Origin of the sequence: Pseudomonas sp. PDM10 (assembly GCF_014852295.1) — a bacterium.
GTDB lineage: Bacteria > Pseudomonadota > Gammaproteobacteria > Pseudomonadales > Pseudomonadaceae > Aquipseudomonas.
Genome location: NZ_JACVBJ010000006.1, coordinates 249,201 through 273,432 on the forward strand (window position 1 = coordinate 249,201; position 24,232 = coordinate 273,432).

A 24,232-nucleotide genomic window follows, 5' to 3' on the forward strand; every position below is an offset into this window, starting at 1 on the left:
CCTGTGGCCTGACAAAAGCGCAAGTTTATGCAAGTGCGAAAGGCCCTGGCGCAGGACACTGAAGACCTATTCAGGAGTCTTTGCCATGAACCTTTCGTTGTATCTGCTGACCGTGCTGATCTGGGGCACCACCTGGATTGCCTTGAAATGGCAATTGGGCGTGGTGGCGATTCCGGTGTCGATCGTCTATCGCTTCGGCCTCGCCGCGTTGGTGCTGTTCGTGATGCTGCTGCTGAGTCGCCGCCTGCAAGTGATGAACCGTCGCGGGCATCTGATCTGTCTGGCGCAGGGGTTGTGCCTGTTCTGCATCAATTTCATGTGTTTTCTGACGGCCAGCCAGTGGATACCCAGCGGTCTGGTCGCGGTGGTGTTTTCCACCGCCACGTTGTGGAACGCACTCAATGCGCGCGTGTTCTTCGGCCAGAAAGTAGCTCGCAATGTGCTGATGGGCGGTGCGCTGGGGCTGCTTGGGCTTGGCCTGTTGTTCTGGCCTGAGGTGGTGGGCCACACCGCGAGCCCGCAAACCTTGCTCGGGTTGGGTCTGGCATTGCTCGGGACACTGTGCTTCTCGGCGGGCAACATGCTGTCGAGCCTGCAACAGAAAGCCGGGCTCAAACCGCTGACCACCAATGCCTGGGGCATGGCCTATGGCGCGGCCATGCTGTCGGTGTGGTGCCTGGTCAAAGGCATTCCGTTCGACATGGAATGGAATGCGCGCTACATCGGCTCGCTGCTGTACCTGGTGATTCCGGGTTCGGTGATCGGTTTCACGGCCTACCTGACGTTGGTCGGGCGGATGGGGCCGGAACGCGCAGCCTATTGCACCGTACTGTTCCCCGTCGTGGCGCTGAACGTGTCGGCGTTTGCCGAAGGCTATCAATGGACCGCGCCCGCCTTGGTGGGTTTGGTACTGGTGATGCTGGGCAATGTGCTGGTGTTTCGTAAGCCCAGGGCGCCGATGGTTCAGGGGAACGGCAAGCTGGCCTGAGAGGCATGATGGTTGAGCGCTAAGGCCATTTAGCGCTCAGTTCTGATGGCTATAAATATCAGCAAAGGCAATATGAAATCGACGATATGCCGAGCCCAGTCTTTCGCGTTCCAGGTTTGTGATTCATCCATGTTGAACCATTCGACACCGACCACTTGCAGGCAGATGTAATAAACAAACATGGCGATCAATAATCCAACAATCGCAAACTTTTTCGCTTCATGAAAGTTTTCGGGAGAGCCGTTTATGTTTCGGTAAAGATGATAGGCGCCTAGCAAACAGAAAGCGGTATAAGTGACTTCAAGGGTAATAATGATCCAGTAGATTCGGTGGTGGAGTATGGGCGAGGTAATTGCCCTGTAGCTCAGGTTCAGGTTCTCTCGGGTGGTGTCCATGCTAAGGACGTGACCGACATATTCATAGTTGGATGCGTAGTCGGTGAAGTTGCTGTACATCACGAGCAGGCCAAAGAAACTTATATAAATCATCAGTATTACTTTGCTGTATCGGATGATCTTGTCGGTTGTAATGTTGTTCAAGGTAAGCGCTCTCCATAGCTAATAAACCGTAGGGTTGGTAAGGAATGGAGAGTTTATAATGCCTATCTCGTTTTCGTCGGTAGACTGAATTGCAAGTTGTGTATGGACCGGGCAGACATTTAATGCATCTGCCCTTTTTAGTTAGCCTTTCCAGACTTGGGGGTTCACCAGATCTTGTGGTCGCTCACCCAGCAAAGCGCTGCGCAAGTTGGCCAAGGCGCGGTTGGCCATGGCTTCGCGGGTTTCATGAGTGGCCGAGCCGATGTGCGGCAATGTCACCGTGTTTTTCAGTTGGAACAGGGGGGACTCGGCCAGCGGCTCTTTCTCGTAAACGTCCAGCCCGGCGCCACGAATCCGATTGTTTTGCAGGGCTTCGATCAAGGCGGGTTCGTCCACCACCGGGCCGCGGGCAATGTTCACCAGAATCGCACTGGGTTTCATCAATGCCAATTCACGGTGGCTGATCAGGTGTCTGGTTTTTTCGCTGAGCGGCACCACCAGGCAGACGAAATCAGCTTCGGCCAGCAATTGATCAAGGCTGCGCATCTGCGCGCCGAGTTCTTGCTCCAGTTCGGTCTTGCGGCTGTTGCCGCTGTAGAGGATCGGCATGTTGAAGCCCAGCCGCCCGCGACGGGCGATGGCCGCACCGATGTTGCCCATGCCGACGATGCCCAGGGTCTTGCCGTGTACGTCGCAGCCGAACAACGGCGCACCCACGGTGGCTTGCCATTGGCCTGCCTTGGTCCAGGCGTCCAGTTCGGCGACGCGGCGGGCGCTGCTCATCAGCAGGGCGAAGGCCAGGTCGGCGGTGCTTTCGGTGAGGACGTCGGGGGTGTTGGTGAGCATGATCCCGCGTTCATTGAAGTAGGCGACATCGTAGTTGTCGTAGCCGACCGAGACGCTGGAGACGACTTCCAGTTTGGCGGCGTTTTCCAACTGTGCGCGACCGAGTTTGCGACCGACGCCGATCAGGCCGTGGGCGTGGGGCAGGGCTTCGTTGAATTGGGCGTTGATGTCGCCGTTTTTCGGGTTTGGCACGATAACGTCGAAGTCTTGCTGCAGGCGTTCGACCATTTCCGGGGTGATGCGGCTGAAGGCGAGGACGGTCTTTTTCATGGGAGGAGGGCTCTCGGGCGCAGGTGAATGCCAAGCACGCTAACATTCTTCTTTGGATTTGGGCGAGGCTGTTGGGCTCTTTTGTCCTTGGCGGCCTTTGGGCCGACCATGTTGCTGTTGGTGGTGTACATATCCGTTTCTGCGGTAACGGCGGCTTAGGGTTTCGCCCTTACGGCGAGTCCCTTTTGTCAAACGCCACAAAAGGAACCAAAAAGTCTCGCCCCAGCGTCCGGCCCCTCGCTTGGGCTCGGCGTTCCTTCGCTCCGGCGTCCATCTGGGGGCATCGCCTCCGGTCGGCTTCGCTTCGACCTCCTCTCGATGTGTTCGACTGCGTCGAACGGCGCTGCGCGCCTGCCCCCCAGATGAACACCTCCACTCAGCCTGCCGAAGGGGCGGGTGGATCAAGATCAAGAGCTGCAGGCGAGCTAACGCTCGGCCTGATGAGTGGTGAGGGGCGAAAGGCGAAAGGCGAAAGGCGTACGCCGATCTCCTGTGGGAGCGAGCCTGCTCGCGATGGCGGCCTGACAGCCGACCGATCACCCGCAGGTGTACACCATTCCCCTGTGGGAGCGGCGGTGCGACGATTCGACTTGCTCGCGAAGGCGGTCTATCAGCCGGCCGATCAATTCGCCACCCGAACCCCACCCATGCTCCCACTCAACTCATAAGCCACCAATTCCGCCTGATGCGCCGCCAATATCTCTGGCAAGGACCCGCGCAAATACTCGACCCACGTTTTAATCTTCGCGTCCAGGTACTGCCGCGACGGGTAGATCGCATACAGATTCAATTCCTGCGACCGGTAGTTCGGCATCACCCGCACCAGCGTGCCGTTGCGCAACCCTTCAATCGCTGCATACACCGGCAAAACCCCAACCCCCATGCCGCTGGTGATCGCCGTCTTCATCGCATCAGCGGAGTTCACCAGAAACGGTGAGCTATTAATCGTCACCATTTCCTGGCCTTCGGGACCGTCGAAGGTCCATTTCTCCAGCGGAATCACCGGGCTTACCAGACGCAGGCACGCGTGGTTCAGCAGGTCGCTGGGCTTCTGCGCGCAGCCGTTGGCTTTCACATAGGCCGGCGAGGCGCAAACGATGCTGTAGGTGATGCCCAAACGCTGGGAGACGAAGCCTGAGTCCGGCAGTTCGCTGGCGAGCACGATGGACACGTCGTAGCCCTCGTCCAGCAAGTCCGGGACGCGGTTGGCCATGGTTAGGTCGAAGGTGACGTCGGGGTGGGTTTTGCGATAGCGGGCGATGGCGTCGATCACGAAATGCTGACCGATGCCGGTCATGGTGTGCACCTTGAGCTGCCCGGCCGGGCGGGCGTGGGCGTCGCTGGCTTCGGCTTCGGCTTCTTCGACGTAGGCCAGGATCTGCTCGCAGCGCAATAGATAGCGCTTGCCGGCCTCGGTCAGGGCGATGCGTCGGGTGGTGCGGTTGAGCAGGCGGGTTTGCAGGTGGGCTTCCAGGTTGGAGACCGCGCGCGAAACGTTAGCCGTCGTGGTGTCGAGTTGCACGGCGGCGGCGGTGAAGCTGCCGGCCTCGGCCACGTAACTGAAGGCGCGCATGTTTTGCAAAGTGTCCATGGGGTGCTCTCGGAGGCGATGGCAAATTGTGACACGAAGTTTCAGGGTCTGAGACCCCGACTAACGGATTATCGCGTTAACGGTAACAAAGATTCACAGGATTCCCAGCTTATCGCCAACAAAGCCGAGCCCTAGAATTGCGCCACCGCTGGAACATCGAACCCCCGTGGGAACGAGCCTTTGTGGCGAGGGGGTTCATCGGAACGCCGCATCGCCCCGTTCGGCTGCGAAGCAGTCGTAAAACCTGAGCATGCGGTCCGCCAGACACACCACGGTGGCAGGTTTTGGGGCCGCTTCGCGACCCAACGGGGGTAAACCCCCTCGCCACAAAAGCTCGTTCCCACAGGGGTTGCGGTGCCGTTCCCACAAAATTTTTTACCTCCCCTACTTCAGGAAATCGCAGCAGTGCCGCGTCGCATCAACAGAGCGCTTCAGACACTCAGTGTTTTGGCTTTAACCCTGGCAATCAGCGGCTGCATCGGTACCGGAGGTATTGCCCCGCAGGGCAAGGCGCTGGAGGCCGATTCATTGGCCACCGACGAAGCCATCCAGAACGCTGCACAGGACGCTCACTGGCCCACCGCGCAATGGTGGCAGGCCTATGGCGACCCGCAATTGAACCGCTGGATCGACCTCGCCCTGCAAGGCAGCCCGACCATGGCCATGGCGGCGGCGCGAGTGCGTCAGGCCAAATCCATGGCCGGGATCGCCGAGTCCGCCGAGTCGCTGCAGATCAATGGCCAATCCACCCTCAAACGCCATAACTGGCCCACCGATCAGTTCTACGGGCCGGGCGAATTGGCCAACACGACGACCTGGGACAACAACGCCGCATTGGGCTTCAGCTACGCCCTCGACCTTTGGGGGCGCGAAAGCAACGCCAGCGAGCGCGCCGTTGACATGGCTCACATGAGTGCCGCCGAAGCGCGTCTGGCCCAGCTCGAATTGCAGAACAACATCGTGCGCGCCTACATCGAGTTGTCGTTGCATTACGCGCAACGGAACATCGTCGAGGCGACCTTGAAACAGCAGCAGCAAATTCTCGACCTCGCGCAGAAGCGTCTGAACGGTGGCATCGGCACCCATTTTGAAGTCAGTCAGGCTGAAACGCCGCTGCCGGAAACTCACCGTCAGATCGATGCACTGGACGAAGAAATCGCCCTCAGCCGCAACCAGCTCGCGGCCCTTGCGGGCAAAGGTCCGGGGGAGGGCGCGCAGTTGCAGCGGCCAACGTTGTCATTGGGCGCAGCGCTGAAACTCCCGTCGTCGTTGCCCGCGCAGTTGCTCGGTCAACGCCCGGACGTGGTCGCCAGTCGCTGGCAAGTGGCGGCCCAGGCACGGGGTATCGATGTCGCGCACGCTGGTTTCTACCCCAACGTCGACCTGGTTGGCAGCCTCGGCTACATGGCTACCGGCGGTGGAGCGCTGGAGTTTTTGACCGGCAAGAAGCTCAACTACAGCGTTGGCCCTGCGATCTCGTTGCCGATCTTCGACGGCGGCCGGTTGCGCTCGGAGCTGGGCGAAGCCTCGGCGGGTTACGACATCGCCGTGGCCAAGTACAACCAGACGCTGGTCAACGCGCTGAAAAACATCTCCGACCAGTTGATCCGCCGCGAATCCATGGACAAGCAGCAAACCTTCGCCGCCGAGTCGGTGGCCACGGCCCAGAAGACTTACGACATCGCGATGATCGCCTACCAGCGCGGCCTCACCGACTACCTCAACGTGCTCAACGCCCAGACGCTGTTGTTCAAACAGCAGCAGGTCCAGCAGCAGGTGCAGGCGGCGCGACTGAGTGCTCATGCGGAATTGGTGACGGCACTCGGCGGTGGGCTAGGCGCAGGTAACGATGCGCCGAAAGACAGCCAGACCCAGGCACCGAAAACCCCGAGCCTTCTTAAGAACATCTCGAATTGAACACAAAACCTGTGGGAGCGAGCCTGCTCGCGATGAGGGCGTATCAGTCAATGCTTGTGTCGCCTGACACTCAGCTATCGCGAGCAGGCTCGCTCCCACAGGTGCCGCGCCCGGCCTTAATTTCAATGAGCAGGATTTCATGACTCCCTTGCCCGCACCTTTGCGCTGGCTGTATTCCCTTGAATGGCGCCGGGGTTTCTTTGACTGGGCGCGCAGCGATGGCGTGACCTGGGTCTACATTTTCAAGGTGCTGTTCGCCGCGTTTCTGACGCTGTGGCTGGCCATGCGCCTGGAGTTGCCGCAACCGCGCACGGCGATGATTACCGTGTTCATCGTCATGCAGCCGCAAAGCGGTCACGTGTTGGCCAAGAGTTTCTATCGCTTCCTGGGGACATTGGCCGGCTCGGCGGTGATGGTCGCGCTGATTGCCTTGTTTGCGCAGAACACCGAGTTGTTCCTCGGATCGCTGGCGATCTGGGTCGGCATCTGTTCGGCGGGCGCGGCGCGCTATCGCAACTTCCGCGCCTATGGTTTTGTGCTCGCCGGGTACACCGCCGCGATGGTCGGTTTGCCCGCATTGGCGCACCCGGACGGCGCGTTCATGGCCGCCGTCTGGCGGGTACTGGAAATCTCCCTGGGAATTATCTGCTCCACGCTGGTCAGCGCCGCGATCCTGCCGCAATCCGCCAGTGCCGCCATGCGCAACGCCTTGTATCAGCGCTTCGGGGTGTTCGCGCTATTCGTCACGGATGGCTTGCGCGGTCGCAGTAAACGGGAAGCTTTCGAGGCGAGCAACGTGCGCTTCATCGCCGAGGCCGTGGGGCTGGAAGGGTTGCGCAGCGTCACTGTGTTTGAAGACCCGCACATGCGTCGGCGCAGCGGTCGGCTCAGCCGCTTGAACAGCGAATTCATGGGCATCACCACCCGTTTCAACGCCTTGCACCAGTTGCTCGAACGCTTGCGCAGCAGCGGCACCGATCAGGTGGTCGCGGCGATCAAACCGGGTTTGCAGGACCTGGCCGAACTGCTCGATGGCTTCAGCGGCCGTGCCCTGACCAACGCCGATGCGGGCCGTCTGGTCATCGCGCTAACCGCCTATAAAGAAGGTCTGCCGGCGCGGGTTCGCAGCTTGCGAGCGGTTTTTCAGGAGAGCAATCCGAGCGACGCCGAGCAGCTGGATTTTCATACCGCGTACGAGCTGCTTTATCGCTTCGTCGACGATTTGTACAGTTATGCACAGACCCACGCGTCTCTGGCTGATCACAGCCATGCGCGCGAGCAATGGGATGAGCCATTCACCCCGCAAACCAACTGGATGGCGTCGGCCGCCTCGGGAATTCGCGCGGCGTTCATTCTGGTGGTTCTGGGCAGCTATTGGGTCGCGACCGCGTGGCCGAGCGGGGCGACGATGACGCTGATTGCCGCTGCTACCGTGGGCCTCTCGGCGGCGACACCGAATCCAAAACGCATGGCCTTTCAGATGGCTTGCGGGACGCTCCTCGGGGCGCTGATCGGCTTCGTCGAGATGTTTTTCATCTTCCCCTGGATCGACGGCTTTCCGTTGCTCTGCGTGATGCTCGCGCCGGTGATCGTGCTCGGTTCGTTCCTCACATCAAGGCCGCAATACGCCGGTGTCGGTCTCGGTTTGCTGATCTTCTTCAGCACCGGTTCGGTGCCGGACAACCTCACCGTTTACAACCCTTACGCCTTTATCAACGACTACATCGCCATGGTGCTCGGCATGCTGGTGTGCGCGGCGGCCGGGGCGATCATTCTGCCGCCCAACAGCCGCTGGTTGTGGCGTCGGCTGGAGCAGGATTTGCGCGGGCAAGTGGTGTACGCCATCAGCGGCAAACTCAAGGGTTTGGCGTCGAGTTTCGAAAGCCGTACGCGGGACTTGCTGCATCAGGCCTACGGTCTCGCGGCAGGGCAGCCGCAGGTGCAACGGGACTTGCTGCGCTGGATGTTCGTGGTGCTGGAAGTCGGCCACGCGATCATCGAGTTGCGCAAGGAACAGGCGATCCTGCCGGTGCATCCGGCCTATGCCGAATCGCAGCCGTGGCGTCAGGCGATCCGGGTGATGGGGCGCTCGCTGGTGCGGCTGTTTCTGCAACCGAGCCAAAGCAATCTGGAGCGTGGCCTGATCGCCGTCGATCACGCGATCAGCCGCGTGCAAGCCACCGACGAACCTTTCGCGCCGCACTTCGACACCTCGGCCCTGCGTCGGGTGAAGAGCTATTTGCACTTCATCCGCACCTCATTACTGGACCCGCAATCACCGCTCGCCGCTTATGCCAAAGGACTCGAACATGCCTCGTGAAATCGCCTTCCACGGCGTGTACATGCCGACCATGACCCTGATGTTTTTCATCGCGGCGGCGCTGGCCTGGGCACTTGACCGGTTCCTGTCCGGGTTCGATCTGTACCGCTTCTTCTGGCACCCGGCGCTGCTGCGCCTGAGTCTGTTTACCTGTCTGTTCGGCGCTCTGGCGCTGACTGTTTACCGTTGAGGCCCTGATGAAAAAGCTTTTCAGCCTGCTCGCCACGCTATTGGTGCTGGCCCTTGCGATGTGGATCGGCCGGACCCTGTGGGTGCATTACATGGACACGCCGTGGACCCGCGACGGCCGGGTGCGCGCCGACATCATCAACGTCGCCGCTGACGTCACCGGGGAAGTGGTGGACGTGCCGGTGCGCGACAATCAACAGGTGAAGAAGGGTGATTTGCTGATGCGGATCGACCCCGAGCACTACCGCATTGCGGTCAAACAGGCACAGTCGCTGGTGGCCTCACGCAAGGCCACATGGGAAATGCGCAAGGTCAACGCCCACCGCCGCGCCGACATGGACAACCTGGTGATCTCCAGGGAAAACCGCGACGACGCGAGCAACATCGCCGACTCGGCCCTGGCCGATTACCAGCATGCTCAGGCACAGCTCGAAGCCGCCGAGTTGAACCTGAAACGCACCGAGGTCCGCGCAGCGGTGGACGGTTATGTGACCAACCTCAATGTGCATCGCGGCGATTACGCGCGTATTGGCGAAGCGAAAATGGCCGTGGTCGACATGAACTCGTTCTGGGTCTACGGCTTCTTTGAAGAAACCAAATTGCCCCACGTGCGGGTCGGCGATAAAGCCGACATGCAACTCATGAGCGGGGAAGTGTTGAAGGGGCATGTGGAAAGCATTTCTCGCGGTATCTACGACCGTGATAACCCGGAAAGTCGCGAGCTGATTGCCGATGTGAACCCGACCTTTAACTGGGTGCGTCTGGCGCAACGGGTGCCGGTGCGGATTCACATTGATGAAGTGCCGGAGGGTGTGTTGTTGGCGGCGGGGATTACGTGCACGGTGGTAGTTAAGTAAACCGTTAGACCGAGTCGCCTTCATCGCGAGCAGGCTCACTCCCACACTTGATTTGCGTCGTACATATACTTTGTGTTCATTGCAGATCTAATGTGGGAGTGAGCCTGCTCGCGATGAAGTCGACTCGGTCCCACTGACAGATTGCGGCAGTTCACTCCTTGCAAAACGTCTCATGCAAATGCCGCCAAATGAGTTTGCCATCGGCCCGCTTCTCAAACACCACGGTCGAACGCCGATCAGAGTGCAGCCCTGTCGCATCGGTCTGCTGCTCGCGATAACTCACCGTTGCTCCACCATCGTACAGAGCAATGCCACGCAACTCGCTGAGCTCAATTCTGAATCCGAGCTTCTTCCCGCCCGCCATCAAAAACAATTCGCTCAACGCGTCGAAATCCAGCACCCGGCCCAACGGCGAGACCATGGAAAACTGCGGCGAAAAACGCGTCAGCAACTGTTCAAGCGCCGGCTCGTCCTGTTCCTCGGCCAACCATTGCTCGATGGCGACGTGGGCCTGGATCACTTCGTCAAAGTATTCGGTGTAGTCGGTCATGGAAGTGTTTCCTGAAATTTTCTGCGTTAGTTCTGACGCCATCGCGAGCAGGCTCGCTCCCGCAGGGTTCTGCTGCGTGGCATAAATTGCATTCACACCAAAGATCCCTGTGGGAGCGAGCCTGCTCGCGATGGCGTCGACTCGGTCTCAGAGTTGCCCGCGCAGCCCGAACCGCTTCATCAACCCCGCCTCCAGCAGCCCTTTAGGCAATACCCCCGCCAGCAACGGTAACGCCCGACTGCCATTGCCCAAACGAATCAGGCGCGGTGGTTTGCTCTGCTGCACGGCCTTGAGCAAACCGGCGGCAAATTCGCTGGCCGGGGTCGGGTTGTCCTGGGAGGCTTTGGCCCGTGCGCGAATGCCTTCACGCAGCGGAAACCACGGCGATTGTTCGGTAATCAGCTGCTCCGCCTCATGGCCGGCATTCTTGGCAAAACTCGAGGCGATGGCGCCCGGCTGGACTTCCATGACCCGCACGCCAAACGGCGCCAGTTCCATGCGCAACGCATCGGTCAAGGCATGCACCGCCGCTTTCGAGGCGCAGTAGGCGCCGGCGAATGGCGTGACCAAAACCCCGGACACGCTGCCGATGTTCACCACCAGGCCCTTGGCACGACGCAGCACCGGGAACAGGGCGCGGGTGACGCCGACGATGGCGAACACATTGGTTTCGAATTGCCGCTGCATGGCCGGCACCCCGCCATCGAGCAATGGCCCCATGGCGCCGTAACCTGCGTTATTGATCAGCACGTCGAGGCCGCCGTGTTGCTGGTTGATGCGCTCGCTCAAGTGTTCGAGTGCCGCGCCGTCGTTGACGTCCAGTTGCACGGCGGTGAAACCGGCAGCGGCCAGCGCCGCCACGTCTTCAGCCTTGCGAGCGCTGGCCCAGACGTCGTATCCGGCATTTTTGAAAACGTCTGCGAGGGCGCGGCCAATGCCGCTGGAACAACCGGTAATCAACGCAACGGGCATGGCGCGGTCCTTGTGCAAAAAGAGGAAGGGGATTAATCGGAGAAACTACCCTGCAAATGCTCGGCGCGAAACTCCAGTGTTTGCGGGCGATAACCGGGGCGCAAAGGCGGCAGCGGCAAACAGTCTTCCCAGTTCGCGCCGGCCTGCAATTCGCCGGGGCCGCGATAGCGCGGGGCGGCGTATTGATTGTCGGCCAGGTTGACCGTATCGCCCGGCGCATACGCGGCGACGCGCCAGCGTAGCTCGGTCAGCGGAACGTCGTTGCCGTTGTTCATTGTCAGATGCAACGGCCGGTCCACCGGGCACTGTTCGGGTGCGTAAGTGATGCGCAACTCAAGGCGCGCCAGTTGCTTGACCTCGCGGCTGTCCATCCAGATCACCCACGTTGCCACGACACCCAATCCGATGGCCGCCGCCACAGAGACCGGCAACGCCTTGGTCGGGTAGCGTAGCAACAAAATCAGCCAGGTGATGACCAGCAGGACGCCGATGAACATGTTTGAACGCTCCTTGAACTCATGACCACCATCCTACCGAAGGGCTGAAGGAATGGACATTCGTCGATCAAGGTCTGTTGCCGTTGGTCGGCACTGTGATTTCTGACAGTAGCCTGGCCTGCCCACGAGCGGTTAGATGACTGCTGGCAAACAGGGACGCGACCGGCATGCAAGCCTTGACGATAGGAATGCACCACAAAACCCCCGGATTGTCGGTTGTCGACCCGCGTGGTCTACCGATCCGTTCGGTTGATTATTGGCGTGAGGTCGAAGGTGACCCCACTCAGGCACGCATCAGCCGCACCTTTTATGATGCCGCAGGACATGCAGTTGAACAGTGGGACCCACGGCTTTGGGCGCTGCCAAAAGAGGATCCGTTGCGGCGCGCCAACCTCACGACGGTGTTTTCGCTGTCGGGTAACGCGCTGTTCACTGACGGCGTCGATGCCGGTTGGCAGCTCAGCCTGTCGGGGCTGGGCAATGAGGTGTTGCTGGGGTGGGACAGCCGAGGCACCGGACGCAAGGTCGAGTACGACGACTTGCTTCGCCCCGTTTCGGTGTTCGAGCAGGGCGTGACCGAGCCGCGAAGGGCTGTTGAGCGCATGACTTATGGCGGTCCCGATCATGGCGTCCGGAATCAGTGCGGGCAGTTGATCCGTCATGATGACCCCGCCGGGACGGTGCTGTTCGAGGCGTTTTCAATCACCCGTCGATGCGTGAAGCAAGTCCGTCATTTCACCCTGGACCCTGTTGCACCTGATTGGCCGGAGCTGGAAGGCGATCGCCAGCGGCTGCTTGAGCCGGGGGAGGGTGCCGTTTCGACGTGGAGCTTCGGCCCGCTGAATGATGTGCTGGAACAGGTCGATGCCAAGGGCAACCGCCAGGCCTTCCGCCTGACACTTGACGGTCGCTTGCGTGAGACGCGTCTGCTGCTTCAGAAGCTGGCCACCTGGCAAACGCTGGTCAACGATATCCAGTACAACGCCGAGGGGCAGGTTACACACGAAACTGCCGGCAATGGTGTGCAAACAACCCTCCTTTACCGCGCTGAAGATGGCTTGTTGAGTGAGCGCGGGGCACAGGACGCGAGTGCCCGGTGGTTGCAGCATCTGATCTACGACTATGACCGGATGGGTAATGTCCTGAGCATCGAGGACAAGGCACTGCCAGTGCGTTACTTCGCCAACCAGCGTGTCGAGCCCATCAGTCGCTTTCGCTACGACAGCCTTTACCAATTGATCGAGGCTTCTGGCTGGGAGGCGGGCGGCCCCAACCAGGGACCGGAATCCGTGGGGCGGGCCGATCCGGCGGCGGTCAGCAACTATCACCAGACCTACAGTTACGACGAAAGCGGCAACCTGCTGACGCTGACGCATGTCGGCGCGCAAAGTCCGGGGCGTGAACTCAAGGCGGCGCGATATAGCAACCGCTGTCGACCCTGGCGCGACGGCGTACCACCCACCGAGGAAGAAATCGCCCTCGCGTTCGACAAAAGAGGCAATTGTCTGGAGCTGGATCAGGGAAGGTTCCTGAGGTGGGACCTGCGTAACCAGTTGCAGTCGGTCAGCCCGGTGGAGCGCAATTGCGGACGCAATGACAGTGAGTCCTATGTTTATGACGGTGGCGGCCAGCGCGTGCGCAAAATTCGCACGTTGCAGACCAATGCCCGAACCGTGGTGGCTGAGGTGCGTTACTTGCCGGGACTTGAATTGCGCACTGATGACGGGACTGCGACGAAGCTGCAGGTGATCACCGCCCAGGCCGGTCTCAACAGCGTGCGGGTACTGCACTGGGAGACCGGTCCACCGCACGGCATGAGCAACGATCAATTCCGTTACAGCCTCATCGATCACTTGAGTTCTTGCACGCTGGAGCTTGCGGGTGACGCGCGAATCATCAGTCGGGAAATCTATTACTCGTTTGGCGCCACGGCCTGGTTTGCCGGGGATGATGTGATTGAGGTCAGTTACAAAGTGATCCGTTACTCGGGCAAGGAACGGGATGCCACAGGGCTTTATTACTACGGCCTGCGTTATTACGTGCCGTGGTTGCAGCGATGGCTTAACCCCGATCCCAAGGGGTTCATCGATGGGCCGAACCTGTATCAGATGGTCGGTAATTCGCCCATGAATTATGTCGATAGCGACGGCGGTGGAAAGACCGAAGCTTCAGAGTTGAGCCAAAGCCTGGACAAGCAACAAGCCTTGGTCTCATCAGTTGGAGGAGCCGCTTCTGATCTCAAAAATTCAATACTTAACCACGCCTATGCGCAGCATCGGTTCAAAGCGTTGGGCAGACGAGTCGTTACCCAACTGGCCAGCAGTGCTGTCAGTACTGTGGCTACGTCGGCAGGTACTGCGGCAGGCGGTGCCTTGGGTGGGTTGATAGGTCCGGGGGGGGCAACGCTTGGAGCTATGGCCGGGACAAAAGCCGGCTCCAAGGCGGCAGATGCTTTGATTTCCAAGGTGGTGGACACCTATCAATTGGATCGTCCGATCAACTTCAAGGGTAACGAAATGAACCCTAAAGCATTCATTGAGAGCGTTGAACCCAAAAACAAACTCAGCCTTGCAACGGTAAAACTTGAGCTGTCGGCGATTGACCCGCGGACAAGTGAAGGGCGAAAGCAAATAAGGAAAAAAGTCACCACCGCGGTGGTTGATAAGGGTATTGAAAAGGTCGCCAGTAAGCTGGGACCGGAAGCGCCAGGGCTGATCAAGACAGGTCGGGAGTTCTACCAGGCATCGCAAGGGCTCAAAGCGGAATCGCTTAGCACGGCTTACGACGAGACACCCGCAGTGATCGATATGTTGGAGTTCAGGATGCAGGCAATTAAAACTGAATTCGCAGTTTCCGGCAGCGCGGATCCGGAAACCTTCGAGCGTATCGCCGAGCTCTCGACGCAGACGCAGGCAGTGGTTCAGACGTTGAGCCGAAACCAGGGTTTCATTGAGCTTGTCGCGCCCAAGCCTTATGCCGGAAGACGACAATCACTGAATGGAACGTCCAGGTCAGCCCCGGCTCGGCAAATGTCAAAAGGTTGATGCAAAAAAAAGCCCCCACCCAACCCGCTGCGGATAGGGAAAACGCAGCGGGCTGGGCGAGGGCTTTTCGTTTTGCTGAACGCTTACTGCGCGATGGTTTTCACCGACACGCCGCGTTCGATCGGGTTGGAGCGACCGTAGATATCTTCAAACCGCTCGATATCGTCTTCGCCCAGGTAGCTGCCCGATTGCACTTCGATGATTTCCAGCGAGATCTTGCCCGGATTGCGCAAGCGGTGGACCGAGGCGATCGGGATGTAGGTCGACTGGTTTTCAGTGAGCAGGAACACGTTTTCGTCGCAGGTCACTTCAGCAGTGCCGCTGACCACGATCCAGTGTTCGGCGCGGTGGTGGTGCATTTGCAGCGACAGGCACGCGCCCGGTTTGACCGAGATGCGCTTGACCTGGAAGCGACCGCCCATGTCCACCGAGTCGTAGGAACCCCACGGACGATAGACTTCGCAGTGCGTCTGGGTTTCGCTGCGGCCCAGCTCGTTGAGGGTGTTGACCATCTGTTTCACGCCTTGGACCTTGTCCTTGTGGGCGATCATCATGGCGTCCTTGGTTTCGACGACCACGATGTTTTCCAGGCCGATCACCGACACCAGTTTGCCGTTGCCGTGGATCATGCAGTTTTTGCTGTCCTGAATGACCACATCGCCTTTGGTGACGTTACCGTTGGCGTCTTTTTCATTCACTTCCCACAACGACGCCCAGCAACCGACATCGCTCCAGCCCGCGGTCAGCGGCACAACGCAGGCGCGCTGGGTTTTTTCCATCACCGAGTAATCGATGGAATTGTCCGGGCAGCAAGCGAAGGTGGCGGAGTCGATGTCGACGGTGTCGGCATCCTGCTCGCTACGTTCCAGGGTCAGCACGCAGGTGTCGTAGATGTCCGGATCGTGTTTTTTCAGCTCTTCGAGGAAACGGCTGGCACGGAACAGGAACATGCCGCTGTTCCAGAAGTAACCGCCGGATTCGACGAACTCGGTGGCGCGCTTCACGTCCGGTTTTTCGACGAAATGCGAAACACGGCTGACGCCTTCGGGCAGCAGCGAATCATTGGCCGACTTGATGTAGCCGTAGCCGGTTTCCGGTTTGGTGGCCGGGACGCCGAACAGCACCATTTCGCCGTTTTCTGCAGCGACCGTGGCCAGGGCCAGCGCGCGTTGCAGGGCTTTCTGATCTTCCAGCACGTGGTCGGCTGGCAGCACCAACATCAATTCGTCGCGACCTTCGTTGACCAGCATCAGTGCGGTCAAGGCCACGGCTGGCGCGGTGTTGCGGCCGAACGGTTCCATCAGGACGCGCTGCACGTCCAGTTTACGGGCGGCCAGTTGCTCGTTGACGATGAAACGGTGTTCCTTGTTGCAGACCACGATGGGGGTGTCCATGCCTTCGAACACCAGGCGTTCCAGGGTTTGCTGGAACAGTGTGTGTTCGCCGGTCAGGGCGAGGAATTGCTTAGGGAATTGCTTACGCGAAAGCGGCCAAAGACGTGAGCCACTACCACCTGACAAGATCACCGGAATCATGTTGTTACTCCTTGAAAATCGTATGGGTCAGAGCTACTGCGTTCTGTCGTTTCACTCTTGTTCTTATTCCGTGTCCCAATTGACGCCTCGGTTCCTTGTGGGAGCGGGCTTGCTCGCGAAAGCGGTGGGTCAGCCAACTTTATCGTTGAATGTGAAACCGTCTTCGCGAGCAAGCCCGGCTCCCACAGGGATGTGGGTCAACCGGGCAAATGTGTTAGCGCGTCGAAACCGGGCGTTTTACCCAGACTGGCGCCAGGCTGCTGCCGCTGCCGGTCACATACAGCACGGCGGCTTCACCGCGTTCCAGGGCAACCGGTTTCACGTCGCCGACTTTCTTGTCGCCATCGTATAGCGCCAGGCTGACCTTGACCGGGTTGATTTCACGTTCGCCACGGCCCTTGGCGGCCACGGTCGGGACCACTTCGGTCTTGCCGTCAGCGGTTTTCAGGGTCAGGGCCTTGTCGCTGAGGTTCTGCACGCGAACCAGGGATTTCTGCTTGTTCTTGAACGGCGGTTCTTCGATCAGTTGCGGTGCGCCGCTGGCGTTGTTGACCAGGGTGTAATAGTGATCACCGGCCAGTTTCACCGGCAGGGACTGGCTACCGATCTTGGCGCTGTAGTCGCCGCCCGGCATGAAGCTGAAGTCAGTGCTGGACAGCGGCGCGACTTCGGCCAGGTTGGTGGTGCCGACGGTGGCGCTGACTTCAGCGTTACCGGCGTTGTAGACACGTACGAAGCTCGAACCTTTCGGTGCAGTCGGGCCGTAGAGTGCGGCGTCGCCAGCGAAGGCGGACATCGACAGAACGCTCATGCCTGCAACGAGTGCGAAGGTCTTGGCGAGACGGCGAGGAGTAGTAGTGAAAGTCATGGTGTACCTCTCTTTCAGTTTTGCGCCCGGTCGGGCGTCTCGGATTTAGTGTTTGCGGCTACGTTTTGTTGGCGAACGCCGGCTTCTTTGAGCTCTGCGACCCACTGCGGGTCGGCGTCACCGATTTCGTTGTTCACAGGCAGATAACGTTCAGGAAACTCCCAGATCAGCACTTGTGGCGGGCTGTTCTTGAAAGCATCGCTTTTCAGGTAGCTGAGCATCGGCAGAATCGGGCCGTGGCCGTCTTCGGCGTAATTGACCACGTCGCTGTTCAGCGCTTGTTTCAGCGCACCGACGAAGTTCCAGTTGGGGTTGGCGCTGTAGCTGGTGCCGATCAGGGCCACCGGCACTTCAGTGTTGGCGAACAAGGCGTCATCACCGCCAGCCTGGTCTTGCGCCGCAACGGTGTTGCGCTTCTGCAACGGCTCAGTCTTGGGCATCAGGTTTTCGAACAGCGGGTCCAGCGGCAGGAACAACCGCAGGTCGCCCTTGTGAGTCACCTTCTCCGCAGGTTCAGTGACGAAGTGTTGCGGCTCGCCGCTCAGCGGGGCTTTTTCGGCGATGGTTTTGGCCAGGGCCTCGGCAGCGATTTGCGCGCCTTCCGGGGTCCAGTGAGTGTCGGTGCGCAGGAACACTTGCTGACCGTCCAGCTTGGCCTTCAGCATCGGGCCGAACAGGTCGGGAGCGAGGATCTTGTTGGCCGCCACATGAGCGTGGAAGTCGTCATAGAGGTTGGCGTGGATGCTCGAAGGCTTCACTTCACCCAGGTGTTCCGGGTACAGGCGAGTCTTGGCCGGCACGATCGCCATGACCAGTTTCACGCCTTTCGCCTTCAGCTCCTGGCGCACGCCTTCAACCAGCGCGTAGTTGCCTTGCAGGTTCAGCTCTTCGTTGACGATCGGGTTGAATTCCTCATCGCTGTACAACCACTGATCGCGGCCGAGCACGACGCCCGGACGACCTTCGTTGAACAGTTTGAAATCCAGCGCAGCCCAAAGGTTGGTACCCAGGCGCTTGATCGGGAACTCGTCGTCGTAATGCGTCTCTACGGCTTTGGTCCAGCGGCCGTTGAGCACCGTCGTTTCGGCCGAGGTGCTGAAACCGAAGAAACTGCGCGTGGACCACAGGCCCAGGACTAACAGCGTCACCATGAACAGGCCGATGTAGAGGATGCGTAATGAGCGGGTCATAGTCAGATCCCTCAGAACTGGAAGTAAAGGAACGGCGAGAAGCTTTGCGCCGAGAGTTTGAAAATCGAGGCGATGAACAGCACCAGTACCAGCGTGCGCATCACGTAACGAGGCCAGTCGGCAGTCCAGTAGGCCGGTTGCACAGTCGCTTCAACGCCGACGGTGTAGCCAGGCTGGTGGATGCTGCCCGGGTTGTCGCCCGGTACGGCTTTGATCATTCCAGGGGTCGCGGCAGCCGGGCCATCGGCCCCGACGTTCACAACAGGCTTGGTCTTCTCAGGCGGCAGGTTGCTGTAGAAGTCACGAATGCCGAAGAACGCCAGGGTCATGTAAGCCACCACCAGGGTCGCTACTTGCAGGCCGGTGAGGCTGGCCGCGTTGAGTTCCGACAGGGACCATTCGCCGAAGCTGAACATCGCGCCGTACATACGAGCGGCGACGTGCAGGTTTTCCGAGCGGAAGATCACCCAGCCCATGACCACGAGCAGGAAAGTCAGCGCCCAGCGGATCGGGTTGATGCTGCGCGGCGAGGTATTCAGGCCCAGGGCTTTTTCGATCGCCAGCCACATGCCGTGCCAGGCGCCCCAGACGATGTAGGTGATGTTCGCGCCGTGCCACAGACCACCGAGCAGCATGGTCAGGAACAGGTTGCGATAGGTCATCAGCGTACCTTTACGGTTACCGCCCAGCGTGATGTACAGGTAGTCACGCAACCAGGTCGACAGGCTGATGTGCCAGCGACGCCAGAACTCGGTGATCGACTGGCTGATGTACGGCTGTTTGAAGTTTTCCATGAAGCGGAAACCCATCATCAAGCCCAGACCGATGGCCATGTCGCTGTAACCGGAGAAGTCGAAATACAGCTGCGCGGTGTAGGCCAGCGCGCCGAGCCAGGCATCGCCCGTGGTCGGGTTCTGCAAGGCGAAGCAATGGTCGGCCACGACCGCCAGGGTGTCGGCAATGAACACCTTCTTGATGAAACCCTGCATGAACCGCGTGCAGCCTTCGGAGAATTTGTCGAGGGTGTGGGTGCGGTTGTTGAACTGGTCGGCGAGATCGCGGAAGCGCAACACCGGACCGGCGATCAGGTGCGGGAAGATCGCCACGAAAGCGGCAAAGTCGATCAGGTTGCGGGTCGCCGGCGTGTCACCACGGTAGACGTCGATGATGTAGCTGATGGACTCGAAGATGTAGAACGAGATCCCGATCGGCAACAGTACGTGGGTCAGGATGAACGGCGACAGACCGACGGAGGTCATCATCGCGTTGATGCTGTCGACGCCGAAGTTGGCGTACTTGAAGTAGCCGAGAATGCACAGGTCGACGGCCACGCCCAGGAGCAACCAGCGTTGTGCCGGTTTGGTCCGAACGCCTGCGGCACCGACTTTGAGGCCGATCCAGTAGTTCCACAGCGTGACGGCTGCGAACAGCGCAAGGAAGTCCACACGCCACCACGCATAGAACACGTAGCTGGCGATCAGCAGCAGCAGGTTGCGATAGCGTATTCCGCTTAAGTAGTACATGCCGAGAAAGATCGGCAAGAACAAAAACAGGAACACGTTGGATGAAAATACCATCCCGGTCTCTCCATGTTTAACCAACAGTCAAGGGCCGCAGCCCCCCCAAACCCCCCATCGAAATTGAGGGGTAAAACGATGTTTCCTTGAGGGCGTGGTTGGCCTCAAGACCAACCCCTCACCCCCCGCCCTCTCCCCAGAGGGGAGAGGGAGCCTGATCTCTGTCGTTTTCAGAACCAGAGATCGACTCGATATTTCAGGTCGCCGGTACTCGAACAGACATCACGGTCAGTCCCCTCGCCCCTCCGGGGAGAGGGTTAGGGTGAGGGGCTGGTTTTCAGCCCCACCACAACTCACGAACCTTTTTTGCCTTTTTCGTTGGCCGGGTCGTAGACCTTGGTCAGGTCACCCCCGAGGCGGAAAGTCTTGAATGGCTGCATTTCGTGCTTTTTCTCGAGCACATCCGGCGAGCAGGTGTAGAGCGAGCAGAACGGTTCGAGCCAGGCAAATTTCGAGTCGACCTTCAGGTCGGTCATGTCCTGTTCCTTACCGTTCTTCTGCTCGAATTCGTCCGGGTCTTTGACGCCCGCGAGCACTCGATCACCCAGGCGTTTCAATGCGCCGTTGTTTTCCTGACGCAAGTCCACACCGTTGACCTGAGCGAAACTGGCGATCATCGCGAGCGGCGGCAGGGCGTAGTTGTGGTAGGCGAGGGCGCGTTGCTGGCGCTTGAGTTCGTTGGGCAGGTAACCCTGGGCGTCGATTTGATTGGCGCCGACCTTGAATTCCTTCACAGACCAGTCGAACAGGTCGCGACGGTTGGTGGCGATGGACGTTGCCATCACCGACCAGGCGGCCCAGTACGAATGGTTGTTGGTTTGTTCCAGCGGCAAGTTGTCCCAGTCGCTGACTACCTGATCGGCCATCTTGTTGAACCAGGCTTCAATCAACTGCGATTCTTGCGGATGATTCGCCAACGGATGGGAGTCGGAAAACTTCAGGCGAATGTACGACGACGCCATGCTGCCCAAGGCCCATTTGCGCATCGACTTGCCGGTGTGGTTGAAGTCCTTGGACATTAACGCATCGGCCTTGGCCCAGGCGGTCAACCAGTTCAGCGTGCATTCGAGTTGTTCCGGACGACCGTCACGCATGAACTGCATCACGCGCTTGCTGGTGCCGCGTTCCAGTTTGGTGATGTCGGCGGTGCTGTCGCGAAAGGCTTTTTCCGACGCCTCGTTCAGGGTCGAACGGGCCTTGTCGGAACCTTCGTATTTGCTGCGAAATTGCAGCGAGCCGGTGTACGGCGTCGGCATCGCATCACAGCCTTCGCTCTTGTCGCCGGTTTTGACTTTTTCAATCGGCGCGAAATAACCCTGTGGTGGACGCAGGGGCGCGGCGGCCTGGGTGGCTCCGGCGAACATCGCCAGAGTCAGCAGGGACGGTGCGATCAATCTTTTCAAAGTTCGGGTTTGCATAGTTGCCTCATTGCCCGGCCTGAGCGGTACGCTGCCCAGCGCCAGGGAACACGTTGCGTTTGCAGATTTTCGCTTCGACTTTCTGTCCCGCGGCACCTGCTTCAGGGCCCTGGACTTCGACGGCCAGCAGATTCTGCGAGGCCCAGTCTTCGTCCGTGCGCAACTCAAAGGCGAAACGCCCGTCAGTGTCGGAGGTTTCCGGCTTTTCGATCTTGATGTCCTCGTGGCGGCCGTTCATGTACCAGAGGGTGGCTTGCAGAGTTTTCACCGACGGATCGGCGAAGCGGATATCAACCTGATGGCTGCTGTTTTGCAGGTTCAGGTTCTTGCTGTTGACCATCAATTCGTTCTTGCCCGGTTTCAACGTGGTGCTGCCGGTCATCTGTGCATCCTTTCCTTCGCAACCGTTGTCCAGCAGCGCCATCATCTGGCGGTAGATGGTTTCCTGGTCGAGGCGATAGAGCGGCGAGAATTCCCAGATCAGAATCTTCGGAGGCTTCTTCTGGAACTCTTCGCTGCCCAGGTACTGCAGCATCGAACCTTCCAGGCCACCGCCGGGGAACGCTACGTTGAGGATGTCGGCGCCGATGGCCTCTTCGAGGAAACCGGCGAAGTTGTAGTTCTTGCCACTGTGGCTGGTGCCGACCAGGGTGATCTCCGGATTACCGGAATCACTGAACAGATCGCCATCAGCTGCTTCGCCTTTCGGCTCGGTGGTGAACTGATCCATGTACTGGATCGCGTAGCTGGTGCCACAGAGTTGACCAGCCATATTGTGTAACGTTCCGGTCTTGCCCATGCGACCCGACTTATGGCTCTCGAATTCGCGTTTCGGTACGTCGGCAAAGGCCGGCATTTTCTTGATTTGCTCACCGACGATTTTCGCCGTGCGCTGGGCGCCATACGGCGTCCAGTGTTGGTCGCCCTGGAAGTAGAAGTCGTGGGCCGGCAGAGTGTCAGGCAGCGACTCGTTGGTCAGCGGCGACAGGTCCGGCACGGTGTAGCCCATGGCGGCGAAACGCCCGAGCATGGTCTTGTAGTTCCTCAAGGCCTTGTCGAAATCGTACTTGGCCTTCTCTTCCGGGTTGAGCTTGTTGCGGTTCACCAGACCTCGGGTCGGCTGGTAAACGATGACCAGTTCAATGCCTTTGCTCTTGAACGCATCGTGCAGTTCTTTCATGCGCTTGTAGCCGGCGGGCGTGGTGTCGAATTCGGTGCGCAAGTCTTCTTGCGTACGGAACAGCCAATCGCCCTGAGCCTGCACCAGCGTGGTGAAGTTCTGCTGGTAACGCGTGGTGTAGTTCTTCGCGTCGTGGGCTTCCGGGCACAGGTTGCAGCACGGTTCTGCGTTGAAGGTTGGTGCTTTGGCTTCATCGGCACGAGCGCCGGCGCTGGCCGCGAGAATGCCGGCGGTCAGGGCCGACAGGCTGAGTAATTTGATCAAGTGTGGGTGCATAAAATTATCCTCAGTCCCGTACTTTGGTCTGGCGTTCGACAGGGTCGATCAACACGGCTTTCTGCTGGCGCACCAGCAGGTCGAGAATTTCATCCTGGCGCTCGCCGAGAATCCCCGAGAAGCTGATGCCGCTGGATTTGGTCGGCGCGAGCATGGACACGCGATACAACTCCACGCTCAACGGCGAGTCGATGGACAGCGGGCCGCTGCCGTTGCCGGCCAGTTCGCCGCCGACCACGATCAGGGACACCTGGGCGTCGAACGGGTCGAGCTTGATGTCCCGGTCGGTGTCGCTCAGGTCCTTGATGTGCCCGTAGACGCCAGTCAGGCCGTTGGCCATGGACAGGTTTTCGTAGAGGCGGATGTTCACGCTGTTACGAATCCGGATGCCGTGGCGTTGGTTGCTGATCACCTTGTTGCCGTAGATCAGGTTGTCGGCACTCTCGTAGAGGGTGATGCCGTCAGTGTGGTTCTTGTAGATCTCGTTGTAGGCGATCAGGTTGTTGACGCTGTTACGGTCGATCACCAGGCCCGACAACTTGTTGTCGTAGCTGCGGTTGTTGAAGATGAAGCTGTCGTTCACTTCACGGGAAATAATGATCCCGTGCTTCTTCTTGGTACCGAACACCGTGTTGTCGGCAATGATCAGACCGTGGGAACGGTCATGCGGGTCAATGCCGTAGACGATGTTGTCTTTGTAGGTGTTGCCCTTGACCACGAAGTCGCGGGTTTCGTAGCAGTAGAAGCCGTACCACATGTCCGAGAACTCGGAACCGACGATCCAGCCGCTCGGTTCAGGGCGCTTGAGCACCTTGGCCATGTTCGGCGTGTACTGGGAAATACTCACGCCATAGGACTTACTGTTGGCGTAGCCGAAACTGGCGATCTTGCTGTTGGCGATGTAGGTCTGGGTGCCGCCCCAGGACAGCAGGAACGGACGGAATTCCTTCGGCGACTTGAAGGCCGCCGGGCCGTTTGCCTTCTCGCTCCAGCCAGTGATTTTGGTATCGCGCACGAATAGCTGGCCGTCGTTGACCAGGAACGAACCGCCCTCTTGGGACAGGCGCAGTTCCTGGGTCTGCTTGTCGATTTCCAGGATGCCTTTCTCACCCACCACGATCGGCAGCTTCGCCAGGAATACACCCGGCGAGGTTTCGCTGAAGTACTGCTTGGGTACTTTCTTGGCCAGATCCTTGAGGTTCATGTAGCCGTCGTCGATGAAAATCGCCTGCGGGATACCGTGCTGACGCACGACCCATTCGGCCATCTTGTTATCGCCGCCAATGAAGTCCTTCAGGGCGTTTTCCTGCATCATCCGGCGCACGCTGATTTTGCCGGGCTTGGTGCGCACGACTTTCGCGGCGATGGCTTCGGCGGTATAGCCGGAGGTGTCCGGCAGCTTCGGCGCGGCCAGCTCCAGCGGCGCGGTCGGGGCGCTGCTGACGGTGTAGGTCTTGGCCTGTTGCAACCCTTTTGCAATGGTCGCCGGTTGCCCTTTTTGAACGGGCGAGGCCGGCTCCACTGTGGCGAAGGCTGCCGTGCTGGCCAGCAACATCGCGCCGGCCAGCAAGGTTATCGAGCCTCTCTTCGGACTGTTCATGTCAGGAA

19 protein-coding genes are annotated in these 24,232 nt (G+C 59.5%); 6 read left to right on the forward strand and 13 right to left on the reverse strand.

Annotated features, from left to right (window positions below; translation table 11 throughout):
- The first annotated feature begins 85 nt into the window (after positions 1–85).
- Positions 86–988, forward strand: a complete 903-nt coding sequence (locus IB252_RS21595; RefSeq protein ID WP_192410195.1) for a DMT family transporter — start codon at positions 86–88, stop codon at positions 986–988.
- A 29-nt stretch (positions 989–1,017) separates the two neighbouring features.
- Here the strand turns inward: IB252_RS21595 and IB252_RS21600 are convergent, their stop codons facing one another.
- The 3 genes from IB252_RS21600 to IB252_RS21610 all read right to left on the reverse strand — a co-directional run bounded on the left by IB252_RS21600 (position 1,018) and on the right by IB252_RS21610 (position 4,234).
- Positions 1,018–1,527 carry a DUF2165 family protein gene (locus IB252_RS21600; protein WP_111450346.1) on the reverse strand — a complete coding sequence of 170 codons (510 nt, stop codon included), beginning with the start codon at positions 1,525–1,527 and terminating at the stop codon, positions 1,018–1,020.
- Between the two features lie 141 nt (positions 1,528–1,668).
- Entirely contained in the window at positions 1,669–2,643 is a 975-nt protein-coding gene (locus IB252_RS21605) for a 2-hydroxyacid dehydrogenase (protein WP_192410196.1), read from the reverse strand.
- 622 nt (positions 2,644–3,265) lie between these two features.
- Positions 3,266–4,234, reverse strand: a complete 969-nt coding sequence (locus tag IB252_RS21610; RefSeq protein ID WP_008150590.1) for a LysR family transcriptional regulator — start codon at positions 4,232–4,234, stop codon at positions 3,266–3,268.
- A gap of 405 nt (positions 4,235–4,639) precedes the next feature.
- Between IB252_RS21610 and IB252_RS21615 the strand changes: the two genes are divergently transcribed.
- The 4 genes from IB252_RS21615 (at position 4,640) to IB252_RS21630 (ending at position 9,517) form a co-directional block, all read left to right on the forward strand.
- Positions 4,640–6,151 (forward strand): efflux transporter outer membrane subunit, encoded by a 1,512-nt coding sequence (locus IB252_RS21615; protein ID WP_192410197.1) that lies wholly within the window; start codon positions 4,640–4,642, stop codon positions 6,149–6,151.
- A 139-nt stretch (positions 6,152–6,290) separates the two neighbouring features.
- Positions 6,291–8,471 (forward strand): FUSC family protein, encoded by a 2,181-nt coding sequence (locus IB252_RS21620; protein WP_192410198.1) that lies wholly within the window; start codon positions 6,291–6,293, stop codon positions 8,469–8,471.
- Entirely contained in the window at positions 8,461–8,661 is a 201-nt protein-coding gene (locus IB252_RS21625) for a DUF1656 domain-containing protein (protein ID WP_007896379.1), read from the forward strand. Before IB252_RS21620 ends, IB252_RS21625 begins: the two co-directional genes overlap by 11 nt.
- A 7-nt stretch (positions 8,662–8,668) precedes the next feature.
- Complete coding sequence (locus IB252_RS21630) at positions 8,669–9,517, forward strand: HlyD family secretion protein (RefSeq protein WP_111450341.1); 849 nt, start codon at positions 8,669–8,671, stop codon at positions 9,515–9,517.
- A gap of 151 nt (positions 9,518–9,668) precedes the next feature.
- On the opposite strand, the gene IB252_RS21635 is transcribed toward IB252_RS21630, so the two are convergent.
- From IB252_RS21635 to IB252_RS21645, 3 genes are all read right to left on the reverse strand, one after another.
- Entirely contained in the window at positions 9,669–10,067 is a 399-nt protein-coding gene (locus IB252_RS21635) for a DUF4440 domain-containing protein (RefSeq protein ID WP_192410199.1), read from the reverse strand.
- A 147-nt stretch (positions 10,068–10,214) separates the two neighbouring features.
- The gene (locus IB252_RS21640) at positions 10,215–11,039 is read right to left on the reverse strand and encodes an SDR family oxidoreductase (protein ID WP_192410200.1); all 825 of its coding nucleotides are present in this window, start codon (positions 11,037–11,039) and stop codon (positions 10,215–10,217) included.
- Between the two features lie 32 nt (positions 11,040–11,071).
- Positions 11,072–11,536 (reverse strand): multidrug transporter, encoded by a 465-nt coding sequence (locus IB252_RS21645; RefSeq protein ID WP_192410201.1) that lies wholly within the window; start codon positions 11,534–11,536, stop codon positions 11,072–11,074.
- 167 nt (positions 11,537–11,703) lie between these two features.
- Between IB252_RS21645 and IB252_RS21650 the strand changes: the two genes are divergently transcribed.
- The gene (locus IB252_RS21650; RefSeq protein WP_225607536.1) at positions 11,704–14,580 is read left to right on the forward strand and encodes an RHS repeat domain-containing protein; all 2,877 of its coding nucleotides are present in this window, start codon (positions 11,704–11,706) and stop codon (positions 14,578–14,580) included.
- An 83-nt stretch (positions 14,581–14,663) separates the two neighbouring features.
- Here the strand turns inward: IB252_RS21650 and IB252_RS21655 are convergent, their stop codons facing one another.
- From IB252_RS21655 to algG, 7 genes are all read right to left on the reverse strand, one after another.
- Positions 14,664–16,115 (reverse strand): mannose-1-phosphate guanylyltransferase/mannose-6-phosphate isomerase, encoded by a 1,452-nt coding sequence (locus IB252_RS21655; protein WP_192410202.1) that lies wholly within the window; start codon positions 16,113–16,115, stop codon positions 14,664–14,666.
- Positions 16,116–16,329: 214 nt separating this feature from the next.
- Positions 16,330–16,983 carry an alginate O-acetyltransferase AlgF gene (locus IB252_RS21660; protein WP_111450336.1) on the reverse strand — a complete coding sequence of 218 codons (654 nt, stop codon included), beginning with the start codon at positions 16,981–16,983 and terminating at the stop codon, positions 16,330–16,332.
- A gap of 14 nt (positions 16,984–16,997) precedes the next feature.
- The gene (locus IB252_RS21665) at positions 16,998–18,173 is read right to left on the reverse strand and encodes an alginate O-acetyltransferase (protein WP_111450335.1); all 1,176 of its coding nucleotides are present in this window, start codon (positions 18,171–18,173) and stop codon (positions 16,998–17,000) included.
- Between the two features lie 11 nt (positions 18,174–18,184).
- Positions 18,185–19,750: an MBOAT family O-acyltransferase gene (locus tag IB252_RS21670; protein WP_192410203.1), complete on the reverse strand. Its 1,566-nt coding sequence runs from the start codon at positions 19,748–19,750 to the stop codon at positions 18,185–18,187.
- Positions 19,751–20,043: 293 nt separating this feature from the next.
- Positions 20,044–21,168, reverse strand: a complete 1,125-nt coding sequence (locus IB252_RS21675; protein WP_192410204.1) for a mannuronate-specific alginate lyase — start codon at positions 21,166–21,168, stop codon at positions 20,044–20,046.
- A 7-nt stretch (positions 21,169–21,175) separates the two neighbouring features.
- Positions 21,176–22,624 (reverse strand): alginate O-acetyltransferase, encoded by a 1,449-nt coding sequence (locus IB252_RS21680; RefSeq protein WP_192410205.1) that lies wholly within the window; start codon positions 22,622–22,624, stop codon positions 21,176–21,178.
- A 10-nt stretch (positions 22,625–22,634) separates the two neighbouring features.
- Positions 22,635–24,224, reverse strand: a complete 1,590-nt coding sequence (gene algG / locus IB252_RS21685) for a mannuronan 5-epimerase AlgG (RefSeq protein ID WP_192410206.1) — start codon at positions 24,222–24,224, stop codon at positions 22,635–22,637.
- Positions 24,225–24,232 lie beyond the last annotated feature (8 nt).